Origin of the sequence: Winogradskyella pacifica (genome assembly GCF_013403915.1) — a bacterium.
Taxonomy (GTDB): domain Bacteria; phylum Bacteroidota; class Bacteroidia; order Flavobacteriales; family Flavobacteriaceae; genus Winogradskyella; species Winogradskyella pacifica.
Window position 1 is genome coordinate 16,976 of the sequence record NZ_JABFDI010000005.1, and the last position, 22,129, is coordinate 39,104.

The 22,129-nt window shown below is 33.4% G+C and carries 22 protein-coding genes; 19 read left to right on the forward strand and 3 right to left on the reverse strand.

All coding sequences use genetic code 11. The annotated features are described in order from the left end of the window. Nucleotides 1-108: 108 nt before the first annotated feature. Nucleotides 109-585 (reverse strand): hypothetical protein, encoded by a 477-nt coding sequence (locus tag HM984_RS05930; protein WP_179348501.1) that lies wholly within the window; start codon nucleotides 583-585, stop codon nucleotides 109-111. A gap of 35 nt (nucleotides 586-620) precedes the next feature. After that, on the reverse strand, nucleotides 621-1,703 hold the full coding sequence (locus HM984_RS05935) for a hypothetical protein (protein ID WP_179348502.1): 1,083 nt from the start codon (nucleotides 1,701-1,703) through the stop codon (nucleotides 621-623). Between the two features lie 392 nt (nucleotides 1,704-2,095). On the opposite strand from HM984_RS05935, the gene HM984_RS05940 reads away from it, so the two are divergent. The 4 genes from HM984_RS05940 (at nucleotide 2,096) to HM984_RS05955 (ending at nucleotide 6,500) form a co-directional block, all read left to right on the forward strand. Beyond that, nucleotides 2,096-2,614, forward strand: a complete 519-nt coding sequence (locus tag HM984_RS05940) for an RNA polymerase sigma factor (protein ID WP_179348503.1) — start codon at nucleotides 2,096-2,098, stop codon at nucleotides 2,612-2,614. A gap of 55 nt (nucleotides 2,615-2,669) precedes the next feature. Continuing rightward, nucleotides 2,670-3,575, forward strand: coding sequence for a FecR family protein (locus HM984_RS05945; RefSeq protein ID WP_179348504.1), 906 nt, complete (start codon nucleotides 2,670-2,672; stop codon nucleotides 3,573-3,575). Then, nucleotides 3,562-6,060 carry a TonB-dependent receptor gene (locus HM984_RS05950; protein ID WP_179348505.1) on the forward strand — a complete coding sequence of 833 codons (2,499 nt, stop codon included), beginning with the start codon at nucleotides 3,562-3,564 and terminating at the stop codon, nucleotides 6,058-6,060. Before HM984_RS05945 ends, HM984_RS05950 begins: the two co-directional genes overlap by 14 nt. Nucleotides 6,061-6,290: 230 nt before the next feature. Continuing rightward, nucleotides 6,291-6,500: an Fjoh_0651 family PID-CTERM protein gene (locus tag HM984_RS05955; RefSeq protein ID WP_257018453.1), complete on the forward strand. Its 210-nt coding sequence runs from the start codon at nucleotides 6,291-6,293 to the stop codon at nucleotides 6,498-6,500. Here the strand turns inward: HM984_RS05955 and HM984_RS05960 are convergent. Continuing rightward, nucleotides 6,497-7,087 (reverse strand): riboflavin synthase, encoded by a 591-nt coding sequence (locus tag HM984_RS05960; protein ID WP_179348506.1) that lies wholly within the window; start codon nucleotides 7,085-7,087, stop codon nucleotides 6,497-6,499. The two genes, HM984_RS05955 and HM984_RS05960, sit on opposite strands and share 4 nt — an antisense overlap. Nucleotides 7,088-7,138: 51 nt before the next feature. Between HM984_RS05960 and pdxA the strand changes: the two genes are divergently transcribed. From pdxA to HM984_RS06035, 15 genes are all read left to right on the forward strand, one after another. Beyond that, complete coding sequence (gene pdxA / locus HM984_RS05965) at nucleotides 7,139-8,179, forward strand: 4-hydroxythreonine-4-phosphate dehydrogenase PdxA (protein WP_115808360.1); 1,041 nt, start codon at nucleotides 7,139-7,141, stop codon at nucleotides 8,177-8,179. A 79-nt stretch (nucleotides 8,180-8,258) separates the two neighbouring features. After that, nucleotides 8,259-8,798: a YceD family protein gene (locus HM984_RS05970; RefSeq protein ID WP_115808359.1), complete on the forward strand. Its 540-nt coding sequence runs from the start codon at nucleotides 8,259-8,261 to the stop codon at nucleotides 8,796-8,798. An 8-nt stretch (nucleotides 8,799-8,806) separates the two neighbouring features. After that, nucleotides 8,807-9,010 (forward strand): 50S ribosomal protein L32, encoded by a 204-nt coding sequence (rpmF, locus tag HM984_RS05975; protein ID WP_020897471.1) that lies wholly within the window; start codon nucleotides 8,807-8,809, stop codon nucleotides 9,008-9,010. A gap of 178 nt (nucleotides 9,011-9,188) precedes the next feature. After that, on the forward strand, nucleotides 9,189-10,184 hold the full coding sequence (locus tag HM984_RS05980; RefSeq protein ID WP_115808358.1) for a beta-ketoacyl-ACP synthase III: 996 nt from the start codon (nucleotides 9,189-9,191) through the stop codon (nucleotides 10,182-10,184). A gap of 32 nt (nucleotides 10,185-10,216) precedes the next feature. Then, on the forward strand, nucleotides 10,217-10,687 hold the full coding sequence (gene accB / locus HM984_RS05985; protein WP_115808357.1) for an acetyl-CoA carboxylase biotin carboxyl carrier protein: 471 nt from the start codon (nucleotides 10,217-10,219) through the stop codon (nucleotides 10,685-10,687). A gap of 76 nt (nucleotides 10,688-10,763) precedes the next feature. Continuing rightward, complete coding sequence (gene accC / locus HM984_RS05990) at nucleotides 10,764-12,116, forward strand: acetyl-CoA carboxylase biotin carboxylase subunit (RefSeq protein ID WP_115808356.1); 1,353 nt, start codon at nucleotides 10,764-10,766, stop codon at nucleotides 12,114-12,116. Between the two features lie 129 nt (nucleotides 12,117-12,245). Continuing rightward, complete coding sequence (locus HM984_RS05995; RefSeq protein WP_179348507.1) at nucleotides 12,246-14,945, forward strand: reprolysin-like metallopeptidase; 2,700 nt, start codon at nucleotides 12,246-12,248, stop codon at nucleotides 14,943-14,945. A 52-nt stretch (nucleotides 14,946-14,997) separates the two neighbouring features. Further along, nucleotides 14,998-16,113 carry an NAD(P)/FAD-dependent oxidoreductase gene (locus tag HM984_RS06000; protein ID WP_179348508.1) on the forward strand — a complete coding sequence of 372 codons (1,116 nt, stop codon included), beginning with the start codon at nucleotides 14,998-15,000 and terminating at the stop codon, nucleotides 16,111-16,113. Nucleotides 16,114-16,116: 3 nt separating this feature from the next. Beyond that, the gene (gene mtgA, locus HM984_RS06005) at nucleotides 16,117-16,794 is read left to right on the forward strand and encodes a monofunctional biosynthetic peptidoglycan transglycosylase (RefSeq protein WP_115808353.1); all 678 of its coding nucleotides are present in this window, start codon (nucleotides 16,117-16,119) and stop codon (nucleotides 16,792-16,794) included. A gap of 2 nt (nucleotides 16,795-16,796) precedes the next feature. Continuing rightward, complete coding sequence (locus HM984_RS06010; protein WP_179348509.1) at nucleotides 16,797-17,246, forward strand: 3-oxoacyl-ACP synthase; 450 nt, start codon at nucleotides 16,797-16,799, stop codon at nucleotides 17,244-17,246. Between the two features lie 95 nt (nucleotides 17,247-17,341). Beyond that, on the forward strand, nucleotides 17,342-18,475 hold the full coding sequence (locus HM984_RS06015) for an NAD(P)/FAD-dependent oxidoreductase (protein ID WP_179348510.1): 1,134 nt from the start codon (nucleotides 17,342-17,344) through the stop codon (nucleotides 18,473-18,475). Continuing rightward, nucleotides 18,472-19,182, forward strand: coding sequence for a methyltransferase domain-containing protein (locus HM984_RS06020; protein WP_179348511.1), 711 nt, complete (start codon nucleotides 18,472-18,474; stop codon nucleotides 19,180-19,182). The genes HM984_RS06015 and HM984_RS06020 overlap by 4 nt, the downstream gene beginning before the upstream one ends. A gap of 58 nt (nucleotides 19,183-19,240) precedes the next feature. After that, entirely contained in the window at nucleotides 19,241-20,293 is a 1,053-nt protein-coding gene (locus tag HM984_RS06025) for a type III polyketide synthase (protein ID WP_179348512.1), read from the forward strand. A 4-nt stretch (nucleotides 20,294-20,297) separates the two neighbouring features. Then, nucleotides 20,298-20,735: a 3-hydroxyacyl-ACP dehydratase FabZ family protein gene (locus HM984_RS06030; protein ID WP_179348513.1), complete on the forward strand. Its 438-nt coding sequence runs from the start codon at nucleotides 20,298-20,300 to the stop codon at nucleotides 20,733-20,735. 82 nt (nucleotides 20,736-20,817) lie between these two features. Then, entirely contained in the window at nucleotides 20,818-22,092 is a 1,275-nt protein-coding gene (locus HM984_RS06035) for a beta-ketoacyl-[acyl-carrier-protein] synthase family protein (RefSeq protein ID WP_179348514.1), read from the forward strand. Nucleotides 22,093-22,129: the final 37 nt, after the last annotated feature.

Below are 22,129 nucleotides of genomic sequence, written 5' to 3' on the forward strand. Positions count from 1 at the left end.
TTTCTTAGGTCTTCAATAAAAAAACCAACCAAGAATTTCTTCAAGGTTGGCTCTGCTATTAATCAATTAAGTTTGGAAATTTAAATTAGAACTTTGTAATTAAGGTGATTAATTACAGGTATTGTTTTTGAATTCTAAATCGTCAGTAGTCCCAATTTCAAAACTGACTTCCACATCGTTATCATTGTCATCATTATCAAGTTCATCTAATATCCAAGTATCATTGATATCATCAAAATCTGGAATATTAAAGGTTACATTGATGTTATTTCCTGAGCCACTAGCAGTCCAAGTGCCATTTGCTGTATTTTCATCCCAAGTCACGGTAACCGTATTATCTGCTGAGAAATTAAAGAAGTAACCTACATAATTGCTTTCTAAATCGATATTGTTTCGTTCTAAATCTTCAATATACCAATCTGAACAAGCTGTTAAAATAGTTTCTAATTGTTCCGTAGTACAAGTATTACAATCGTCGTTATGGTCATCATCATCGTCATTAGAACAAGATAATAAGCTGAAAACTAGTAGAGCGCTTAATAAGATTTTGGATGTAAATAGGGGTTTTATAAAATGTGATTTCATAATATTTAATTTTAGGTATTAATTAATTTTAAGGATTAGTTACAATTGTCGTTTTTAAATTCTAGTTCGTCGTCATCTCCAATTTCAAAGCTGACTTCAACCTCATTATCATCATCGTCATTATCGATTTCATGTAAATTCCAAGTACTATTGATGTCATCAAATCCAGGAATATCAAAGGTTACTGTGATGTTATTTCCATTTCCACTTGTCGTCCAAGTTCCATTGGCAGTGTTGCCAGTCCAAGTGACTGTAACGGTATTATCTGTAGAGAAATTAAAGAGGTAACCTGTATAGTTGTCTTCTAAGTCATTATCATTACGTTCTAATTCGTCTATATACCAACCCGAACAAGCTGTTAAAATAGATTCTAATTGGCTTGGTGTGCAGTTCGTACAATCGTCATCGTCATAATCGTAATCATCATCTTCATCGCAATCGTCACCAAAATCATCAATGGCATCATCGAGCTGGTCGAAATTGTTAATTACAATTTCATTACCATCAGCAATTATGATACTTATAGGGAATTCGAAACCAATTAAATCATCTTCGTCTATATCATCTATAAATTCATAAAGGTCATAGTCATTGGTGAATGTTAGTGTTGCAATAACTTCATTATTGGTGTTAAAAACGGAAGCCGAAATTGGATATACAAAATCTAGACATTCTATGTCATCATCAAATTCATTTTCATCGTTACAATCATCAGCATAATCTTCTAGCTGATCTAAACTGTTAACTTGAATTTCAGAATAATCAGCAAAAATAATGGTGATAGGAAAATCGATAACAACCGTATCGTCATCGTCATCAAATTCGTCAAGAACATCTTCAAGATCATCATAATCATCAATATTAGTAATGGTTAATTCTACCCCATTTATGGTTGCTGTTATTGGTAGTTGAATGGTAAAGCAATTGGCATTGTAAACGACGTTATCTATTGAGCCGTCGTTCATGGTGACTCTTTGAATCTGACTTGCCAAAGCTGAATTAGCTTGTAATGTAGATTCTGCTGGTGGATCAATACTTATATCATCTTCGGTTCTACAAGATGTCATTGTTAAGAATAAACCTAATAAGGCAAAAAGATAAGGTTTGATAGTTTTCATAATTAATTTGTTTTTTATGATCATGGTTAAGTTTTTCATTTAATAAGGCGCTTTAATTACTCCCTTTATACTTAGAACAACTCAGTAATTAAATGTCCCAAGAATTTTTTTATTTTTTTTATTTAATTGAAATCTGAGTCGTTTCAAATTCTGAATAGTTGCTTTTACTTTTAATAGGTTGATTCATGTATTATGTCATTTTAAATTGAACGTATAGTTTTAAAACAATCACATTGTATAATCTCCCAAAATTATTTTAATTAAATTTTTTAATGGTGATTTCGAATCTAATTCTAGAATTTAAATTTGATGCTTTAGTAACGTAATCTTTTGCATGGTCTTTAAAAAAAAGTATACTTTTGGTAATTCAAATTTCAAAAAAACACTTTTAATTGTCTAAGTCGCTCCACAAAGATATCTGTGATAAACTACGCTTTTCTAAACTCTACGAAAAGTATGCGCAAAGCATGAGTACTATTTTGTATTACAAGTATGGTGATTTATTAAACCCATCAGATAAAGTGCAAGATGCCTTTATTAAATTATGGGAAAATTGTGCTAAAGTGGCACCTGAAGCTGCAAAATCTTATTTATATACGGTTGCAAATAATATGATGCTTAACGAAGTGAAGCACCAAAAGATTGTTTTTAAGCATCAAGAAGTAAAGCCGAAGGATTATACCAATGAGACGCCAGAATTTATGTTGCGAAAAAAGGAATTTTTAAAGCGTTACGAAACAGCTTTGTCAACATTAAAAGAAGAAGAACGTGTGGCTTTTCTTCTAAGTAAGGTCGATGGAAAAACCCATAAAGAAATTGCAGAGTTATTAAATATTACCAAAAAAGTAGCTGAACACAGAATTTATGCTGCCTTAAATAAGTTGAAAGATCAGTTGGAAGAACTGAATTGAAAATAATTTTGGGACAATTGAAAGTTGAGTTGTTTTATAAGTATAGCATCAAGTTATGGACAAAGAATATTTACTAAAAAAATGGTTGGACAACAACTTATCTGAAGCAGAGGCGGAAGCTTTTAATGCTTTAGATGATGCGAAGCTGTATAATGAAATAGCAGAAGAAGCACAGCGATTTAGTGGTCATCATAATGCAAAAGTGCCTGCGTTTGAAGCTTTAGAAAGCCAGTTGCAAAATAAAAAGGCTTCGTCAATTAATTGGATGAATATAGCATCACGATTTGCAGCTGTTTTTGTTATTGGTTTAACCTTATTTTTGTTTTTAAATAGAGATAATACCAATACAATTGCAACCGATTTAGCACAAAAAGAAACCATTACACTTCCTGATAATTCTAGAGTAGAACTTAATGAGTTGTCTCAGCTTACATATAGTCCTTCAAATTGGGATAACGAAAGAACCTTAAATTTAAAAGGAGAAGCCTTTTTTGATGTCGAAAAAGGAAAGCAATTCGATGTCAATACTGATTTTGGAAAAGTAACGGTTTTAGGAACCGAGTTTAATGTATTTACAAAGGATAGTATTTTTAAAGTAACCTGTTATGAAGGTTTGGTGCAAGTCAGTTATAACGATGCGGTTATAAAAGTACCAGCCGGTTCAGAGTTTATTTTAAAATCAGGAACGGCTAAAAAATCTATTATTGCTATAGCAGAACCGTATTGGCTTAAAAATATGAGTGTATTTAAAGATGCATCAGTACAAGCAGTGCTTTTAGAGTTTGAAAGTCAATATAACATCACAATTACGGATTCCATTGCTGCAAATACGTTGAGATTTACAGGCGCATTTGAGCACGATAACCTTAATAATGCTTTAAAATCAATTACACAGCCGCTTGGTTTGACCTATGAAATTATAAATAATAAAGAGGTCGTCATACACAATGCTAAAGATTAAGTATATAACTTTTTTACTAAGTGTATTTATTTGCTTTTCAGTAAAAGCACAAGCTAATGATGGAAAAATATCTATCATACAAGTGCTTAATGAGATTTCTAAAACTCATAATATTAATTTCAATTATAAAAGTGACCTTCTTAAAGAAGTCTATGTCATCCCTTTAGATGATGATCTAAGTCTTAGTACTAAAATTGAAACCTTAGAACAACAGACCAATTTTATTTTTACCAAAATTAGCGACGTGGTCTTTAGTATCACCAAGCCCATTACAATTTGTGGTTATTTGCGAGACAACATAGAAAATCCGCTTTATGGAGCAACTATTCATACAAAACACAATTACACAGTAACTAATGATGATGGCTATTTTGAAATAGAAGTACCATCATTAGAGACGCTTCTTACCATCCGATTTATAGGTTTTAAAACCATAAAGCGTCAAGCTAAGTTTTTTAAATTAAATAGTTGTGAGGCTATTACTTTAATTGAAGAAGCTGAAGTGTTTAGTTCTGTAGTGCTCAACGGCTATATTGTTAAAGGTATAGACAAGCAACAAGACGGAAGTATTGCTATTGATTATAGCAGGTTTACCTTGCTTCCCGGACTTATAGAGTCTGATGTGTTGCATACCGTTCAGGCATTGCCTGGTGTACTAAGTGTAGATGAAACGGTTTCTAATATTAATATAAGAGGAGGGTCTCACGATCAGAATTTATTGCTTTGGGATGGGATAAAAATGTATCAATCCAGTCATTTTTTCGGACTTATTTCAAGTTTCAATCCGCAGATCACACAAACGGCAACCGTAATTAATAACGGTACAGATGCTTCATATACCGACGGTGTTTCAGGAACTATTGATATGCATTCTAGTAAAACCATTGAATCCAATTTTAAAGGTTCCTTTGGAATTAATCTTCTTAATGCCGATTTATTTTTAAATGCACCAATTGGTGAAAAGTCTTCAGTTCAAATTGCAGGACGTAAATCTATTGATGAATTGGTAAGAACACCAACCTATAAAACGTATTTTGAACGTGTGACACAAAATACAGAAGTAGCAGAAAATACATCTAATGTTAGTAACTCAAATCAAGCCTTCGATTTTTATGATGCGTCTTTAAGGTGGCTTTATAAACCATCGGATAAGGATTTTGTACGATTAAATTTCATGTTAGTTCATAATGATTTAACCTTTGATGAATCTGCGCTTTTTAATGGAGTAGAAGAAACGCGAGAAAGTAGTATTTCTCAAAAGAGTATTTCGGTAGGCTTAAATTATCGTCGGCAATGGAATGATAAATTAAGTACTGTGCTCAATATTTATAATACAGATTATACATTACAAGCTGTAAACGCTAACGTTATGGCAGAACAGCGTTTCTTACAAGAAAATATAGTGTCTGAAACCTCGGCAAAATTGGAAGGGTTTTATACTCAAAACTTATGGCAATTCAATTTGGGCTATAATTTTATTGAATCTGAAATTACAAACCTAAATGATATTGATGTCCCAAGATTTGTAAGACGTGATTCTGAAGTTTTACGAGAACAAGCGGTTTTTGCTCAGACACAGTTTGAAAATGAAACTAAAAATCTTACCGTAAAGTTAGGAGTAAGGGCGAATTATATTGAGAAGTTTGATGAAGTAATTATAGAACCGCGTTTAAGTATTAGAAAAGGGTTAGGTAGCCATTTTGAATTAGAAGCATTAGGTGAGTTTAAACATCAAAACACCTCGCAAATTATCAACTTTCAAAATGATTTTTTAGGAGTAGAAAAACGTCGATGGCAGCTCACAGATAATGATAGTATACCAATAATTAAAAGTAAACAAGCCTCATTAGGATTGCTTTATAAAAACAAAGGTTGGTTAATTGATGCGAAAGCATATTACAAAAAAGTTGATGGCATAACCACACAAAGCCAAGGGTTTACCACGAAGTATGAATTTGAAAAAGAAAAAGGAAGCTATGATGTTTTAGGAGCTGAGTTTTTAGTCCGGAAAAATTTCAATCATCTAAACACGTGGTTGAGTTATTCATATATAAAAAACGATTATACCTTTGAAACGCTTGAGGAAATTGAATTCCCCAGTAATTTTGATATTACACATGCCTTTACAATCGGTACAACCTATAGTAATGAGTCGTGGAACGTTTCTGCAGGATTAAATTATAGACTAGGGAAACCAACATCGGTACCATTAATAGAAAATGAAGTTACAGCCAATGATATTAATTTTGATAGCGCAAATTACGAAAGATTACAAGACTATTTAAGAATCGACGCTTCCGCGCTTTATAAATTTAAGATAAATAAATTGTTTCGTTCGGAGGTTGGTGTTTCCGCTTGGAACATCTCAGATGTTAAAAATCCAATTAATAATTATTACAGAATTGATGCAGAGAATAATGCAATAAAATTTTCTAGATATTCGTTAGGGATTACTACGAATGCTGTTTTTCGTCTTTATTTTTAGAAAGCGTTGGTAGTTAAACGCTTATTTTGTTATTTGAGCGAGTACACTATGTTGGTTATGTAATTTTAATATTATATTTGCGTTAAGTAAAAATAAAAATGTAGGTAACTTCCCTATTTCAACCTCATTTTATGCACTTTGTCGATAAAATTTGCCGTTTGTAGATGTTTTTAATGAATTTAATTTTGTCAACTCATTTTTTTTAATACTTTTACACCTCAATTAACAGAATGCATAAGAAAAATATGTTTGTTTCAATCTTAGTTTTTTTTGTAGGGTTCGCTTCTATGGCTCAGGGCACTACTGGATCTGTTCCGCCGCCGCCAGCACCACCACCACCGCCTGGTCTTCCAATTGATGGAGGCATAGTAGTTCTATTTATATTTGCGTTAAGCTATGGTATTTATAAGTCTAATAAATTATCTCGTAAAAACGCTTAATGCCTTAGGTCATTAAGACGTTTTACATATTTCCCAATAACATCAAACTCTAAATTTATCGTATCACCAACGTTTAATGTTTTAAATGTGGTATGATTAAATGTATAAGGTATAATAGCTACAGAAAAACGATTCAATTGAGAGTTTACAACCGTTAAGCTCACTCCGTTTACAGTAATAGACCCTTTTTCGATGGTAATATTATTAAGATCCTTATCATATTCAAAAGTAAAAACCCAACTACCTTCGTTTTCTTTTATTTCAATACAAGTTGCAGTTTGATCTACATGCCCCTGAACAATATGGCCATCTAAGCGGTCACCCAGTTTCATGGCGCGTTCAATATTTACACATTCTTTTTCTTTGAGTAATCCTAAATTGGTTTTATCGAGTGTTTCTTGGATTGCTGTAACCGTATAAGTATCTCCTGTAATACCAACAACGGTGAGACAGACACCATTATGAGCGACACTTTGGTCTATTTTTAATTCACTTGTTATAGCGGTATGTACTGTAATATGAAGATTTCCACCATCTCTATTTAGTTTTTCAATTGTTCCGAGATCTTCTATAATGCCTGTAAACATAATTTGTACTTTATTTAGTTAAATTTGCAGTTACAAAGTTAAAGACAAAAAATGAAAAAAGACGAAAAGATAATTGTAGGAATTTCTATTGGTGACCTCAACGGTATTGGTGCGGAAATAGTCATTAAAGCTTACGAAGATCCAAGATCTTTAGAATTAAATACTCCTGTGATTTTTGCTTCGGCTAAAACAATGCAGTTCTTTAAGAACCATTTTAATAGTAAAATTAATTTTTTTAGTATTGATTCTCCAGAAAAAGTGGTTCACGGAAAAGTTAATGTAGTTGAAGTTTGGAGCGAACCTGTAAAAATCGAATTTGGTACAGAGGACAAAAAGATAGGAGAATACGCTATAAAATCTCTCGAAGCGGCTACCAATGCTTTAAAAGAAGGTACGATTGATGTATTAGTAACCGCACCAATTAATAAACACAATATTCAATCGGAAAAATTTAACTTTCCTGGTCATACAGATTATTTAGCTAAAGCCTTAAATGGAAAAAGTTTAATGTTTATGGTTTCTGATGAATTGAGAGTGGGACTTTTAACAGATCATGTTCCGCTTAAAGATGCTAGCAATGCGATTACCGTAGACCTCATTAAAGAAAAAATAGCAACGGTTACTAAATCTTTAATACAGGACTTTGGAGTAAGAAAACCTAAGGTTGCTGTTTTAGCTATAAACCCACACGCTGGTGATAATGGAGTGATTGGTAACGAGGATGATACGATTTTAAAACCTACTTTAGAAAAAATTAAAGCTGGTGGCACTTTAGTTTACGGACCCTATTCAGCAGATAGCTTTTTTGGTTCTAACACCTATAAAAATTTCGATGCCATAATAGCGTCTTATCATGATCAAGGTTTAATTCCCTTTAAAACAATTGCTTTTGGGAAAGGTGTAAATTACACCGCAGGTTTAGATAAAGTGAGAACGTCTCCAGACCATGGTACGGCGTATGAAATAGCAGGAAAAGGGATCGCAGATGAAAGTTCAATGAAACAAGCAATCTTTACTGCAATCGAAATTTTTAAACATAGAGAAGACTATAATTATTATAGTAAAAACCCTTTAAAAAAGGCTTCTAGATAGTTATAAACAAAATTTGTTGATATCTAGGCTTTAAGTAAGGAAAAATTTATATATTTGCACGCTCAAATTGAATGTGATAATGAAGGCATTAAAATCTTATACTATCCCTTTTGTTGGATTAAAAGAAGGAATGCATCATTTTGATTTTCAAATTGATAATACGTTCTTTCAGCATTTTGAATATGATGAATTTAATGCGATTGATGTTAAAATTGACCTAGAATTCGAAAAAAAATCAACACTTTTAGAGTTGTATTTTTCGGCTAAAGGCACAGTAAATGTTAATTGCGATATTTCAAATGAACCCTATAACCAGGCTATTAACGACGATTTTAAGTTAGTCGTTAAATTTGGTAACGAGTATAATGATGAGAATGAAGACATCTTAATTGTACAACATGGGGAATATGAAATTAATATAGCACAATATATATATGAGCTGATTATTTTAGCAGTTCCTATTAAAAGAATTCATCCAGGTATTGAAGACGGTTCGTTACAGACTGATATACTTTCAAAATTAGAAGAACTAAGTCCAAGTGAGGACCACAAAGTAAAATCATCAGAGGATATTGATCCTCGTTGGAATAATTTAAAAAAACTATTAACGGATAAATAACATTTAAAATGGCACATCCAAAGCGTAAAATATCGAAAACAAGAAGAGATAAAAGAAGAACACATTATAAAGCTTCTGTACCTCAAATAGCAACTTGCCCTACAACTGGTGAGCCACACTTATACCACAGAGCTCATTGGCATGATGGTAAACTATATTACAGAGGTCAAGTTCTTATTGACAACTCTGTAGAAGAAGAAAACGCAGCATAAGTACTATGCATGCATACAAGAAAACGCTCCTATGTGAGCGTTTTTTTTGTTATTATTTTTTGAATAGAGCAAAAACCACTTACTTTGCGTTACTATTTGCTAGAAAACGAGGAAAATTGAATAAAACGTAACATTTTTTATCGATTTTTCATACTTTTAATTAATCTAAAAGCTAATAATGAGTAAAATCACAGCAGCAATTACAGCTGTCGGAGGCTATGTTCCTGAGTATGTTTTAACGAACAAAATCCTCGAAACAATGGTTGAGACCAATGATGAGTGGATCACATCAAGAACAGGCATAAAGGAGCGTCGAATTCTTAAAGAAGAAGGTAAAGGCACATCGTTTTTGGCCATAAAAGCGGCAGAAGACTTAATTCAAAAAAAAGGATTAGATCCTAAAGAAATTGATTTAGTTATTGTTTGTACTGCAACACCAGATATGAAAGCGGCTGCAACAGCTGCATATACAGCAACACAAATTGGAGCTGTAAATGCATTTTCGTACGACTTGGAAGCCGCATGTTCTAGCTTTCTTTACGGCATGTCTACAGCGACAGCTTATATAGAGGCCGGACGCTACAAAAAAGTTCTTTTAATAGGAGCGGATAAAAATTCATCATTTATTAATTACGAAGACAGAGCAACCTGCATTATTTTTGGTGATGGAGCAGGAGCGGTTCTTTTTGAACCTAACGAAGAAGGTTTAGGTTTACAAGATGAATTATTAAGAAGTAACGGCGAAGGTCGAGACTTTTTACAAGCAACTTACGGTGGTTCTTCTTATCCTATTAATAAAGATACTTTTAAAGAAGGTAAACATTATATTTTTCAGGATGGGAAAACAGTGTTTAAAAATGCTGTTTTTAATATGGCAGATGTCGCTGAAAAGGTTATGAAAAGAAATAACCTTACCAACGCTGATATTTCATGGTTGGCAGCACACCAGGCTAATAAGCGTATTATTGATGCTACAGCCAATAGAATTGAATTAGAAAGTGATAAAGTAATGATGAATATTCAGAGGTACGGTAACACCACTTCTGCAACATTACCTTTATTATTATTCGACTACGAATCACAACTTAAAAAAGGTGATAAAATTATATTTGCTGCCTTTGGTGGTGGATTTACTTGGGGCTCAATTTATCTTAAGTGGGCTTATAACTCCTAATTAAAAAACTAACTAACAAAATATCTAAAATTATGGATATAAAAGAAATTCAGAACTTAATTAAATTTGTTGCTAAATCTGGAGCAAGTGAGGTTAAGTTAGAAATGGATGATATTAAAATCACCATTAGAACTGGTTCAGAAAACGAGACAACATTTGTACAACAAATGCCAATGCAAGCTCCGGTAATGCAACAACAGATGCCAGCTCAACAAGCAGCTTCACCTGTACAAGAAGCGGCTGCACCTGCAGAAGACTCAAAATACATTACTATAAAATCTCCAATAATTGGTACATTTTATCGCAAGCCATCTCCAGACAAACCCGTTTTTGTTGAGGTTGGTACAGATATTAAAGAAGGAGATGTACTCTGTGTTATCGAAGCAATGAAATTATTTAACGAAATAGAATCAGAAATTTCTGGTAAAATCGTTAAAGTACTTGTTGATGATTCGTCCCCAGTAGAGTTCGATCAGCCATTATTCTTGGTAGATCCATCATAACCCGATTTAAAATTCCAAAGTATAATTTCTAAATTTATAGGAATTTGGAATTTGAAATTTTAAATACATAAAAGTTATGTTTAAAAAAATATTAATAGCCAATAGAGGGGAAATAGCGCTTAGAGTTATTAGAACCTGTAAGGAAATGGGCATACGAACGGTAGCTGTATACTCTACAGCAGATGCAGAAAGTCTTCATGTTAAGTTTGCAGATGAAGCTGTTTGTATTGGACCAGCGCCAAGTAGTGAGTCTTACCTTAAAATATCAAATATCATTGCAGCTGCAGAAATTACAAATGCAGATGCTATTCATCCTGGTTATGGATTTTTGTCTGAAAACGCAAAATTCTCAAAAATATGTGAAGAGCATGGTATAAAATTCATAGGTGCGTCTGAAGATATGATTAACCGAATGGGTGACAAAGCCAATGCTAAAGCAACCATGAAAGCTGCCGGTGTACCTTGTGTTCCCGGAAGTGAAGGTATTATTGAAACCTTTGAAGATTGTGTAAGAGTTGCCAAGGAGACCGGTTATCCTGTAATGCTAAAAGCTTCTGCCGGTGGTGGTGGAAAAGGGATGCGTGCCGTTTGGAAACCAGAAGATCTTCAAAATGCATGGGAATCTGCGCGTTCAGAATCTAAAGCAGCATTTGGTAATGATGATATGTATATGGAGAAACTCATAGAAGAGCCTCGCCATATCGAAATACAAATTGTTGGTGATTCTCGCGGAAAAGCTTGTCACTTATCAGAACGTGATTGTTCTATCCAAAGACGTCATCAAAAATTAACGGAAGAAGTGCCTTCTCCGTTTATGACAGATAAATTGAGAGCTAAAATGGGTAAAGCTGCGGTTAAAGCTGCTGAATTCATTAAGTATGAAGGTGCTGGTACTGTAGAATTTCTAGTAGATAAACATCGTAATTTCTACTTTATGGAGATGAATACACGTATCCAAGTAGAACACCCAATTACAGAGCAAGTTATTGATTTCGATTTAATTAGAGAACAAATATTAGTTGCTGCAGGAGTGCCAATTTCTGGAAAAAATTATACGCCTAAATTACATTCTATAGAATGTAGAATTAATGCTGAAGATCCGTTTAATGATTTTAGGCCTTCACCAGGAAAAATTACAACATTGCATGCTCCGGGTGGACATGGAGTGCGTTTAGATACACATGTTTATGCTGGCTACACCATTCCGCCAAATTATGATTCTATGATTGCTAAGTTGATTACAACGGCTCAAACTAGAGAAGAAGCAATAAATAAAATGAAGCGTGCATTAGATGAATTTGTGATTGAAGGTATTAAAACAACGATACCATTTCATAGACAACTAATGGATCATCCAGAATATTTAGCTGGTAATTATACCACTAAGTTTATGGAAGACTTTAAGTTAGAAAAACAAATTGAAGACTAAAATTAAAACCCAAATGTAAGTTTGGGTTTTTTTTGTACCATATACTATGTAAGAATCGCCTGTTTTTATAGGGTAACGAGTTTTTTAATATAAAAAACTTAACTTTATAAGCTATAAAAAAAGAAAATTATGCTTAAGAATTACGTTTTAAAAATTACCACAATTATTATTGTGCTTTTTTCAATGGCTGCTCAAGGTCAAAACTCCTCTAAATTATGGACGCGTCTAAATGCTGAAAAAGCAAAACAATCCGAACAGATTTCAAGAAAAATAAATCTTAAATCTGAAAAATTTTTTCAACTAAAGATTGAACAATTAAAAACGAAACTTCAAACTATTGGTGATAGAGAAAATCCAGGAAATACGATTATTTCTTTTCCAAATTCAGATGGTGAACTAAGTCGATTTAAGGTTTTTGAAGCTTCAATTATGGAGCCAAAACTACAGGCTCAGTTTCCAAATATGAGATCTTATGCTGGTCAAGGGATCGATAATCCTACGGAAATAGTTAGGTTTAGTATTACGTCTAAAGGCCTTCACGCTATGTTTTTAGGAACATCTAATGGGACTCAGTTTATAGATCCATTTTCTAAAGTAGGGAATATATACACGGTTTATTCTAAACGAGATTTAACAGAAAGCGATTTTGAATTTCAGTGTGGTGTTATAGATGAAGATTTGGATTTAGATGCTAAAACGTTTAATGATCCTATAACTAAAAATGCTAGTGATGGTACTTTGAGAAATTATCGTACAGCTATAGCATGTACAGGAGAGTACGCAGCTTTTCATGGTGGAACGGTTGCTGGCGCAATGGCAGCGATAGTGACAACGATGACGAGAATAAATGGTATTTACGAAAGAGAATTATCAATTACAATGACCTTGGTGGCTAATAATGCTAATTTAGTTTATACTGATGCTGCAACTGACCCGTTTGATAATGACAATGGGAACTTGTTAATTCAACAAAGTCATAATCAAATTACCGCCCAAATTGGTACTGCTAACTTTGATATAGGACATACATTTAGTACCAGTTCATCAGGAGGCTTAGCAAGTTTAGGATCTACTTGTGTTAATAGTAGAAAAGGTAGTGGTATTACTGGGTCTACACAACCAATTGGCGATGCTTACGATGTGGATTATGTGGCTCACGAACTAGGACATCAGTTTGGTGCACCACATACCTTTAATGGTACAGTGGGTAGTTGTTCAGGTGTAAATAGATCTTCTTCTTCAGCTTATGAACCGGGTAGTGGAACAACTATTATGGCCTATGCAGGTATTTGTGGTTCTGATAATATACAAATTGGTAGCGATGCTTATTTTCATCAAAACAGTATAAACACAATATGGAATCATGTAACGAGTTCAGGTGCTTGTCCAGTAGATGCAGTACCAACAGGTAACACACAGCCTGTTGCAAACGCAGGTGCTAATTATATAATACCTCAAGGAACACCATATAAATTAAATGGAAATAATTCTAGTGATGTAGATGGTATGGAAACCTTAACTTATACATGGGAGCAGTACGATTTAGGGACTGCTGGATTACCAACTGAAACTACAACTACTGGTCCGTTAGTAAGATCTTTTGAAGGTACTAATAATCCTGTCAGATACGTACCGAGATTAGAAGACATTTTAGTAAATGGTGGGACATCAACAACATGGGAAAAATTAGTAACTATTAGTCGTAATATTAATTTTATGTTAACTGTTAGAGATAATGATGCTAGAGGTGGACAAACAGATTCAGATCAGATGACAGCAACAGTTACCACGGCAGCGGGTCCATTTGTAGTAACGTCCCAAAATGTAGATGGGGTAACTTGGGATGTAGGCACAACTCAAACGGTAACTTGGAATGTTGCGGGGACTACAGGTAATGGTGTTAATGAAGCAAATGTAAATATTCTATTAGCTACTGATGGTCAGAATTTTGATACGGTTTTAGCTTTAAATGTGCCAAATGATGGTTCACATGATATTACAGTACCAGATGTAGCGTCTTCTAGCAATAGAATAATGGTAGAAGCAGCAAACGGAATATTCTTTAATGTCAATAACGAAAATATAGCTATTGGAGTTGCCATAACTTGTGATACCTACAGTGCGAGTGGTGATAATATTGGAGTAAGTATCGCAGATGGAACAGGTTCAACTACGCCTATAAATGGTCCTGTATTACAACGTACGCTTAACGTTCCAGATAATTTTACTATTGAGTCTCTTAAATTAAATATAGATGTAGATCATACTTTTGTAGGTGATTTATTAGTACAGTTATTACACCCAGATGGCGTTACGGAGGCCGTTATTTGGTCAGGAAATTGCTCAAGCAGCGATGATATACTCATTGAATTTGAAGATGGTGCATCTACAATAGATTGTAGCGCTACAGGCAGTGGGAATACGTATAGCCCGGTTGAACCATTATCTATATTTGAAGGTTTAGATTCTCAGGGAGATTGGAGAATTCTTATCGCTGATTTCTATTCTGGCGATACAGGGATATTGCAAAATTGGTCATTAGAATTTTGTTCAGAGTCTCTAAGTGTTGATGATAACGAATTAGATCAATTAAGTATTTATCCAAATCCAAATAACGGGGAGTTTAATATTCAGTTTAATCCAAAATCTGGAGAAGACGTTTCTGTCGCTGTTTATGATATTAGAGGCCGATCAATTTATACGAAAAGCTTTCAAAATACAGGTAGATTTGAAGAAATAATTCAGCTTAATAATGCACAATCGGGTGTTTACTTATTAACTATTGTAGATGGTGCACAAAAAGTGACTAAGAAAATTATAGTAGATTAAGAATATAATTTATTAATTTAAAAGCTCCTAAATCAGGAGCTTTTTTTATGCTATGAATTTATCATATTGGGAAATAAAAAACTGGCTAACTAACATTGATTATACAATTGTTGGTAGCGGCATTGTAGGCCTTAATTGCGCTTTACAACTAAAACAACGATTTCCAGATGCTAAGATTTTAATTCTTGAAAAAGGAATGCTTCCACAAGGAGCGAGTACTAAAAATGCAGGTTTCGCATGCTTTGGAAGTTTAAGTGAAATTATTGACGACTTAAATCACCATTCGGAAATTGAGGTATTGGATTTAATTAAAAAACGAATCGATGGATTGCAATTACTTCGTAAAACTCTAGGCGATGAAGCTATCGGTTATCAAAACCTCGGAGGTTATGAGTTGTTTTTAGATTCTGATGACACTTTATTTAATTCATGCATTGATAGGCAGGAATATATCAATCAATTTTTACAGCCACTATTTAATACCAAAGTGTTTTCCTTCAAAGAAAACAATCTCGGCTTTAAAAACATAAAATCGAAATATTGTTTTAATTCATTTGAAGGTCAGATTGATACTGGTAAAATGATGAATGCTCTATTGTATAAAGTGCAATCTTTAGGAATAAAAATATTGAATAATTGTACTGTTGAAACCTTCTCAGAAGATTTAAATTCAGTGAAACTAAACACTAATCAATTTGAACTTTCAACCCAGAAACTTTTTATAGCTACAAACGGCTTTGCTAAACAATTCAATATCCCCGAAGTTCAGCCAGCAAGAGCACAAGTTTTAATTACTAAACCTATTGAGAATTTACCTATTAGAGGAACATTCCATTTAGACGAAGGGTATTATTATTTTAGAAATATAGACAACAGAATCTTGTTGGGTGGAGGTCGAAATCTAGATTTTAAAACCGAAGCGACCACAACATTCGGTGAAACAGAAATCATTCAAAATAAACTTCAAGAACTTTTAAAAACCACTATTTTACCACAGACTAATTTTGAAATTGATCATCGTTGGAGTGGCATAATGGGAGTCGGTAAACAGAAAAAAGCAATCGTAAAACAATTATCAAACCATACGTATTGCGGAGTGCGTTTAGGTGGAATGGGAATTGCAATCGGTAGTACAATGGGTAAACAGTTAGCTCAATTATTAGATTAATTTATGAAAAGATTATTTCGGTTTTTAATAAAAATCCTTTTATGGTTTGTTGCGCTTTCTATAGGTTTGGTGTTTCTATTTAAATACGTTCCTGTTCCTGTAACACCTTTGATGGTTATTAGATATACAGAAAGTGAAGAAGCCTCTAAAATGTGGAAACACGATTGGGTGTCCATAGATAAAATATCTAAAAACTTACAGTTAGCTGCTATTTGTAGTGAGGATCAAAAGTTTTTAGACCATAGCGGTTTTGATGTCGAAGCCATTGAAAAAGCCTATGAACACAACAAAAAAGGTAAACGTATTAAGGGAGGAAGTACTATAAGTCAGCAGACGGCAAAGAATGTTTTTTTATGGCCAGATCGCAGCTGGTTACGTAAAGGCTTAGAAACCTATTTTACGTTTTTAATTGAAACCATTTGGAGTAAAGAACGCATTCTCGAAGTATATCTAAACAGTATTGAAATGGGACCGGGCATTTATGGTGCTGAAGCAGCATCAAAGTATTGGTTTAAAAAATCAGCATCAAATTTAGACGCTTATGAGGCCGCAGCAATCGTTTCAGTATTACCTAATCCAAGAAATTATCGGGCAAATCCGGCCTCGGTATATATTCAAAACCGAAAACAGTGGATTGTAAAACAAATGAGGTTCTACGGAAAATTAGACTTAAAGAAGTAAAAATGACTATAAAAGATGAATTATATAAGTCCTGTTTAAAGTTTGTTAACGACCGTTTATTAACGGTTCAAAACACTATTTTAGACATCCAAAATTCCTTACAATCTGAAACCAAAAGTAGCGCTGGAGATAAGCATGAAACAGGCAGAGCGATGTTGCAATTAGAACGTGAAAAAGCAGGTCATCAATTATCTGAAATTGAAAAACAAAAAGAAATTCTTCAGAACATTAATACAGCATCTAAGCATCAAAGAGTCGCATTTGGAAGTGTGGTGTTCACATCAAAAGCCAATTATTTCATAGCTATTAGTGCGGGTGAAATCAGTTTAAAAGATTATAAAATTTATGCCATTTCTGCAGCAACACCAATGGCCCAATTATTACTTTCAAAATCTGTTGGTGATACAGTTCAATTTAGAGATGATGTGTTTACAATTACTAAAATTGAATAGTAAACGTTAAACTCGTTTTATTGTTTTCTTTTCTAACGTAACTTAACAATATGTATATTAGAACGAAGAACTTTGTGTTTTACTAAAAGCTTTAAATGAAGAAAAAAGACTTTGATGTTATCGTTATTGGTGGTGGATTAGCCGGATTAACAAGTGCAATTCATTTAGCGAAATCTAAATTAGAAGTCTTACTCATTGAGAAAAATGAGTATCCAAAACATAAGGTTTGCGGAGAGTATGTATCTAACGAAGTATTGCCTTATTTAGAATTTTTAGGTTTCAATCCTTTTGAATTCGGTGCAAAACAAATTTCTAATTTCGAATTAACCACACATAACAATAAAAAGATTGTAGCTAATTTACCGCTTGGAGGTTTTGGAATGAGTCGCTATGAGATGGATTTTCAACTGTATCAATTAGCTATTAAAAACGGTGTTTCCGTGTTTCAAGATTCTGTAGTCAATGTAAATTTTGAAGCAGACAATTTTCAAATCGAAACAAAAACGAATCAAAGTTTTCAAGCAAGAATAGTTATTGGAGCCTATGGCAAACGCTCAAATTTAGATATTCAGTTTGATAGAAAATTCATTAAAAAGAAGTCACCATATTTAGGAGTTAAAATTCATGTTTCAGGAGATTTCCCTGATGATAAGGTCGCATTGCATAATTTTAAAGGGGGTTACTGTGGTGTTTCAAAAGTGGAAAACAACCATATTAACTTGTGTTACATTACTAATTTTGAAGCTTTCAAAACCTACAAAGACATTGCAACATTTCAAGAAGAAGTACTTTTTAAAAATTCCGAATTAAAGACACTTTTTAAGACTACAATATCACAATTTGAAAAGCCAATAACCATAAGTCAAATTTCTTTCGAAACGAAACAACCTGTAGAAAATCATATCATAATGTGTGGAGATACAGCAGGTATGATTCATCCGTTATGCGGAAATGGTATGGGAATGGCAATTAGAAGTGCGCAATTAGCATCTGAATTGATTATTGATTACCTTCAAGGAAAAATTGCATCACGCCAAAGATTAGAATATCTATATACCAAACGTTGGAGAAAAACATTTGGATTACGATTAAAAGTAGGTCACAGTATCGCTTATTTATTTAGACAAGATTGGTTGGCGCCAAAATTGTTATCAGTATTGCGATGGTTTCCGTTTTTAATGCCAATGATTATTAAAATGACACACGGTAAACCTATGAAAGTGAAATGAGCTTATTTTTAGATACCAAATTAAGAAGTAACAAAACCGAAATCATGGACGATTTTTCTCTTAAGGGAGAATTGCTTCGTGATACTTTGAATAAACTCGGTAAGATTAACAAATGGTTGGGTGGCAATCGGGTAACCTTAGATGGAATTGCACAACTTTTAAAAAATCAACCTAAAGATAAAACCTACACCATTATAGATTTAGGTTGTGGTCATGGAGATATCTTAAGGTTAGTAGCAAATTATGGAAGAAAGCATCAGTACAATTTTAAATTAATTGGAATAGATGCTAATGCAGATGCTATTGCTTATGCTAACGAATTGTCAACTGATTTTCCAGAATTAAGCTTTGAAAGCATTGATGTTTTTTCAGATCAATTTGAAGTTTTAGAGTTTGATATTGCTTTAACCACTTTGTTTTTGCATCATTTTAAGGATAAGGATATTTTAAGTTTATTGAAGCGTCTTTCAAAAAATGCTAACTTAGGAATAGTAGTCAACGATTTACAGCGTAGTAAAATAGCTTATAGATTATTTCAATTATTAGGATTAACAATTTCCAACGATATGATAGTTGAGGACGGATTAACTTCAATTTTAAGAGCGTTTAGCCGAAAGGATTTGGAAAATTATTCTAATACATTACATCTAAAATCAGAGATTCGTTGGCAATGGGCTTTTCGTTATCAATGGCTTATTCGAAGTTGAGTATTTATGCAGATTTGTTTAAAAACGAAAAATAAAAATCGCCTTTAATAGAAAATATATGGCAGTAAAAATAACAGCAGTAGCAAAACAATTACCAAAATACAGCAGAGAAACTAAAGATATTTTACCCTTTGTTGAATTATGGTTAGATGGCCAAGAAGAACGTTTTAAACGAAAAGTTTTAAAGATTTTTGAAAATGCAGCTGTAGATAAGCGGTATTCTATTATGGATCCTGAAGAGGTTTTTGTAAGTACCTCTTTTGAGGAAAAAAATGATATTTATACTAGAGAATCTATAAAATTAGCGGAAGCGAGTTTACAGAAAGTCTTAGATAAAGCAAATTTACAACCTACAGATATCGACTATATTATTACAGTAAGTTGCACAGGGATTATGATTCCGTCGTTGGATGCTTATTTAATAAATAGCTTAAAAATGAAACAAGACATTGTTCGTTTACCAGTGACAGAAATGGGATGCGCAGCAGGAGTTTCAGGAATAATATATGCTAAGAATTTTCTAAAAGCAAATCCAAATAAGAGAGCCGTTGTTATTGCCGTAGAAGCGCCAACCGCAACTTTTCAGCTTAACGATTTTTCTATGGTAAACATAGTCAGTGCAGCTATTTTTGGAGATGGCTGCTCAAGTGTAATTCTATCGTCTTACGATCATGAAAAAGGACCCGAAATCAAAGACGAAGCCATGTATCATTTTTATGATGCCAACCACATGATGGGTTTTAAATTGAAAAACACAGGCTTACAAATGATTTTAGATCAATCAGTACCACAAACCATTGCAGATCATTTTCCAAAAATTATACACCCGTTTTTAGAACGAAATAATTTAACTATTGAAGATATTGATCATTTGATATTTCATCCAGGAGGAAAAAAAATAGTGCAAACGGTTGAGGATTTGTTTGGCGATTTAGGCAAAAACATAGATGACACCAAAGAGGTTTTAAGATTATTTGGTAACATGAGTAGCGCAACTGTTCTCTATGTTCTAGAGCGTTTTATGGATCGAGATTTACCAAAAGGAGACAAGGGAATAATGCTAAGTTTTGGGCCAGGTTTTTCGGCACAACGTATTTTGTTAGAGTGGTAATGGTATGATAAAGGAAGACATTATAAAACGGCTACCTTACCAAGCACCATTCTTATTCGTAGATGGTATTGCTGCTATTTCAGAAAATGGAATAACAGGGCACTACACATTTAAAGAAGATGAAAGTTTTTACCAAGGTCATTTTAAAGATCATCCCATAACACCAGGAGTGATTCTTACAGAATGTATGGCGCAAATTGGTTTGGTATGTTTGGGTATTTATTTATTAAAAGATGAATTAAGCCAAGCTAGAAAACCTCAAATAGCTTTAACATCTCATCAAATGGATTTTTATTTACCTGTTTTCCCCAATGAAAAAGTAACTGTAATTTCAGAAAAAGAAGTCTTTCGTTTTAATAAGTTGAAATGTAAAGTGAAGATGCTAAATGAAAAGGGAGAATTGGTTTGCAGAGGAACGATATCAGGAATGATTAAAGTTTAATTTATACGGAGCTGTCAGTTTTCAAAAATCAGATAGCTTTCAGAATTATAAATTTCTTTCTTTTTAATAAGGTTAAAACAAGATGAAAAAAAGAGTAGTCATAACAGGATTAGGAGTTGTAGCACCCAATGGAGTTGGAGTTCCCGATTTTACGAAATCTTTAAAAGAAGGTAAGTCCGGAATCACATGTCATGATAACTTAAAAGATTTTAAATTTTCATGTCAGATTGGTGGTGTTCCTCAAATTTCGGACGAAAAAAAATCACAATATTTTACAGATTTACAATTAAGAGGATTTAATAGTTCAGGGATTTTATACGGATGCATCGCAGGTATTGATGCCTGGAAAGATGCCGGTTTTGATATGGATTCTGAAAGTCAATTAGATTATGATACAGGTTTAATTTTTGGAGCAGCAACCTCAGGAGTTGAAAAATTTAGAGAGGCAATTTATGGTGTTGACGATGGTAATGTAAGGCGTTTAGGAAGTACGGTAGTTTTGCAAACCATGGCAAGTGGTGTAAGTGCGTATTTGAGTGGTATGTTGGGTTTAGGAAATCAAGTAACCACAAATTCTTCAGCCTGCACTACAGGAACCGAAGCGCTATTAATGGGTTATGAACGTATTCAAAATGGAAAAACCAAACGTATGTTAGTTGGTAGCTGTAGTGATCATGGTCCTTATATTTGGGGAGGCTTTGATGCTATGCGTGTAATGACTTATAAACACAATGAAAGCCCAGAAGAAGGATCGAGACCAATGAGCGCCACAGCAAGTGGATTTGTACCAGGAAGTGGTGCGGGAGCCGTGCTTTTAGAATCATTAGAAAGTGCTTTAAAACGTGGTGCTAAAATTTATGCTGAGGTTTTGGGAGGTGAAGTAAATTCTGGTGGTCAACGACAAGGAGGTACACTAACAGCACCAAACGCCGAAGCTGTACAACGTTGCATAAGAAAAGCAATTGAAAATTCAGGAATTACCTCAAATGATATTGAAGTGATTAATGGACATTTAACAGCGACCTCAAAAGACAGTTTAGAAATTGAAAACTGGTCTAAAGCTTTGGGTAGAAAGGGAACTGATTTTCCATATATAAACTCTACAAAATCCATGATTGGGCATTGTTTAGCAGCTTCAGGCTCTATTGAATGTGTTGCAAGTATTATACAGCTGAAGAATCAGTTTGTAGCACCAAATATTAATTGTGAAGATTTACATTCAGAAATTGAAGCGCTTGTTGATTCAAATAAAATTCCAACAGAAAAAACCGATTTCAATTTTGATATTATAGCGAAGGCGAGTTTTGGTTTTGGTGATGTCAATGCTTGCGTAATTTTTAAGAAATTTAACTATTAAATAGATTTATAAAAAGCAACGTTATTACGTTTTTATC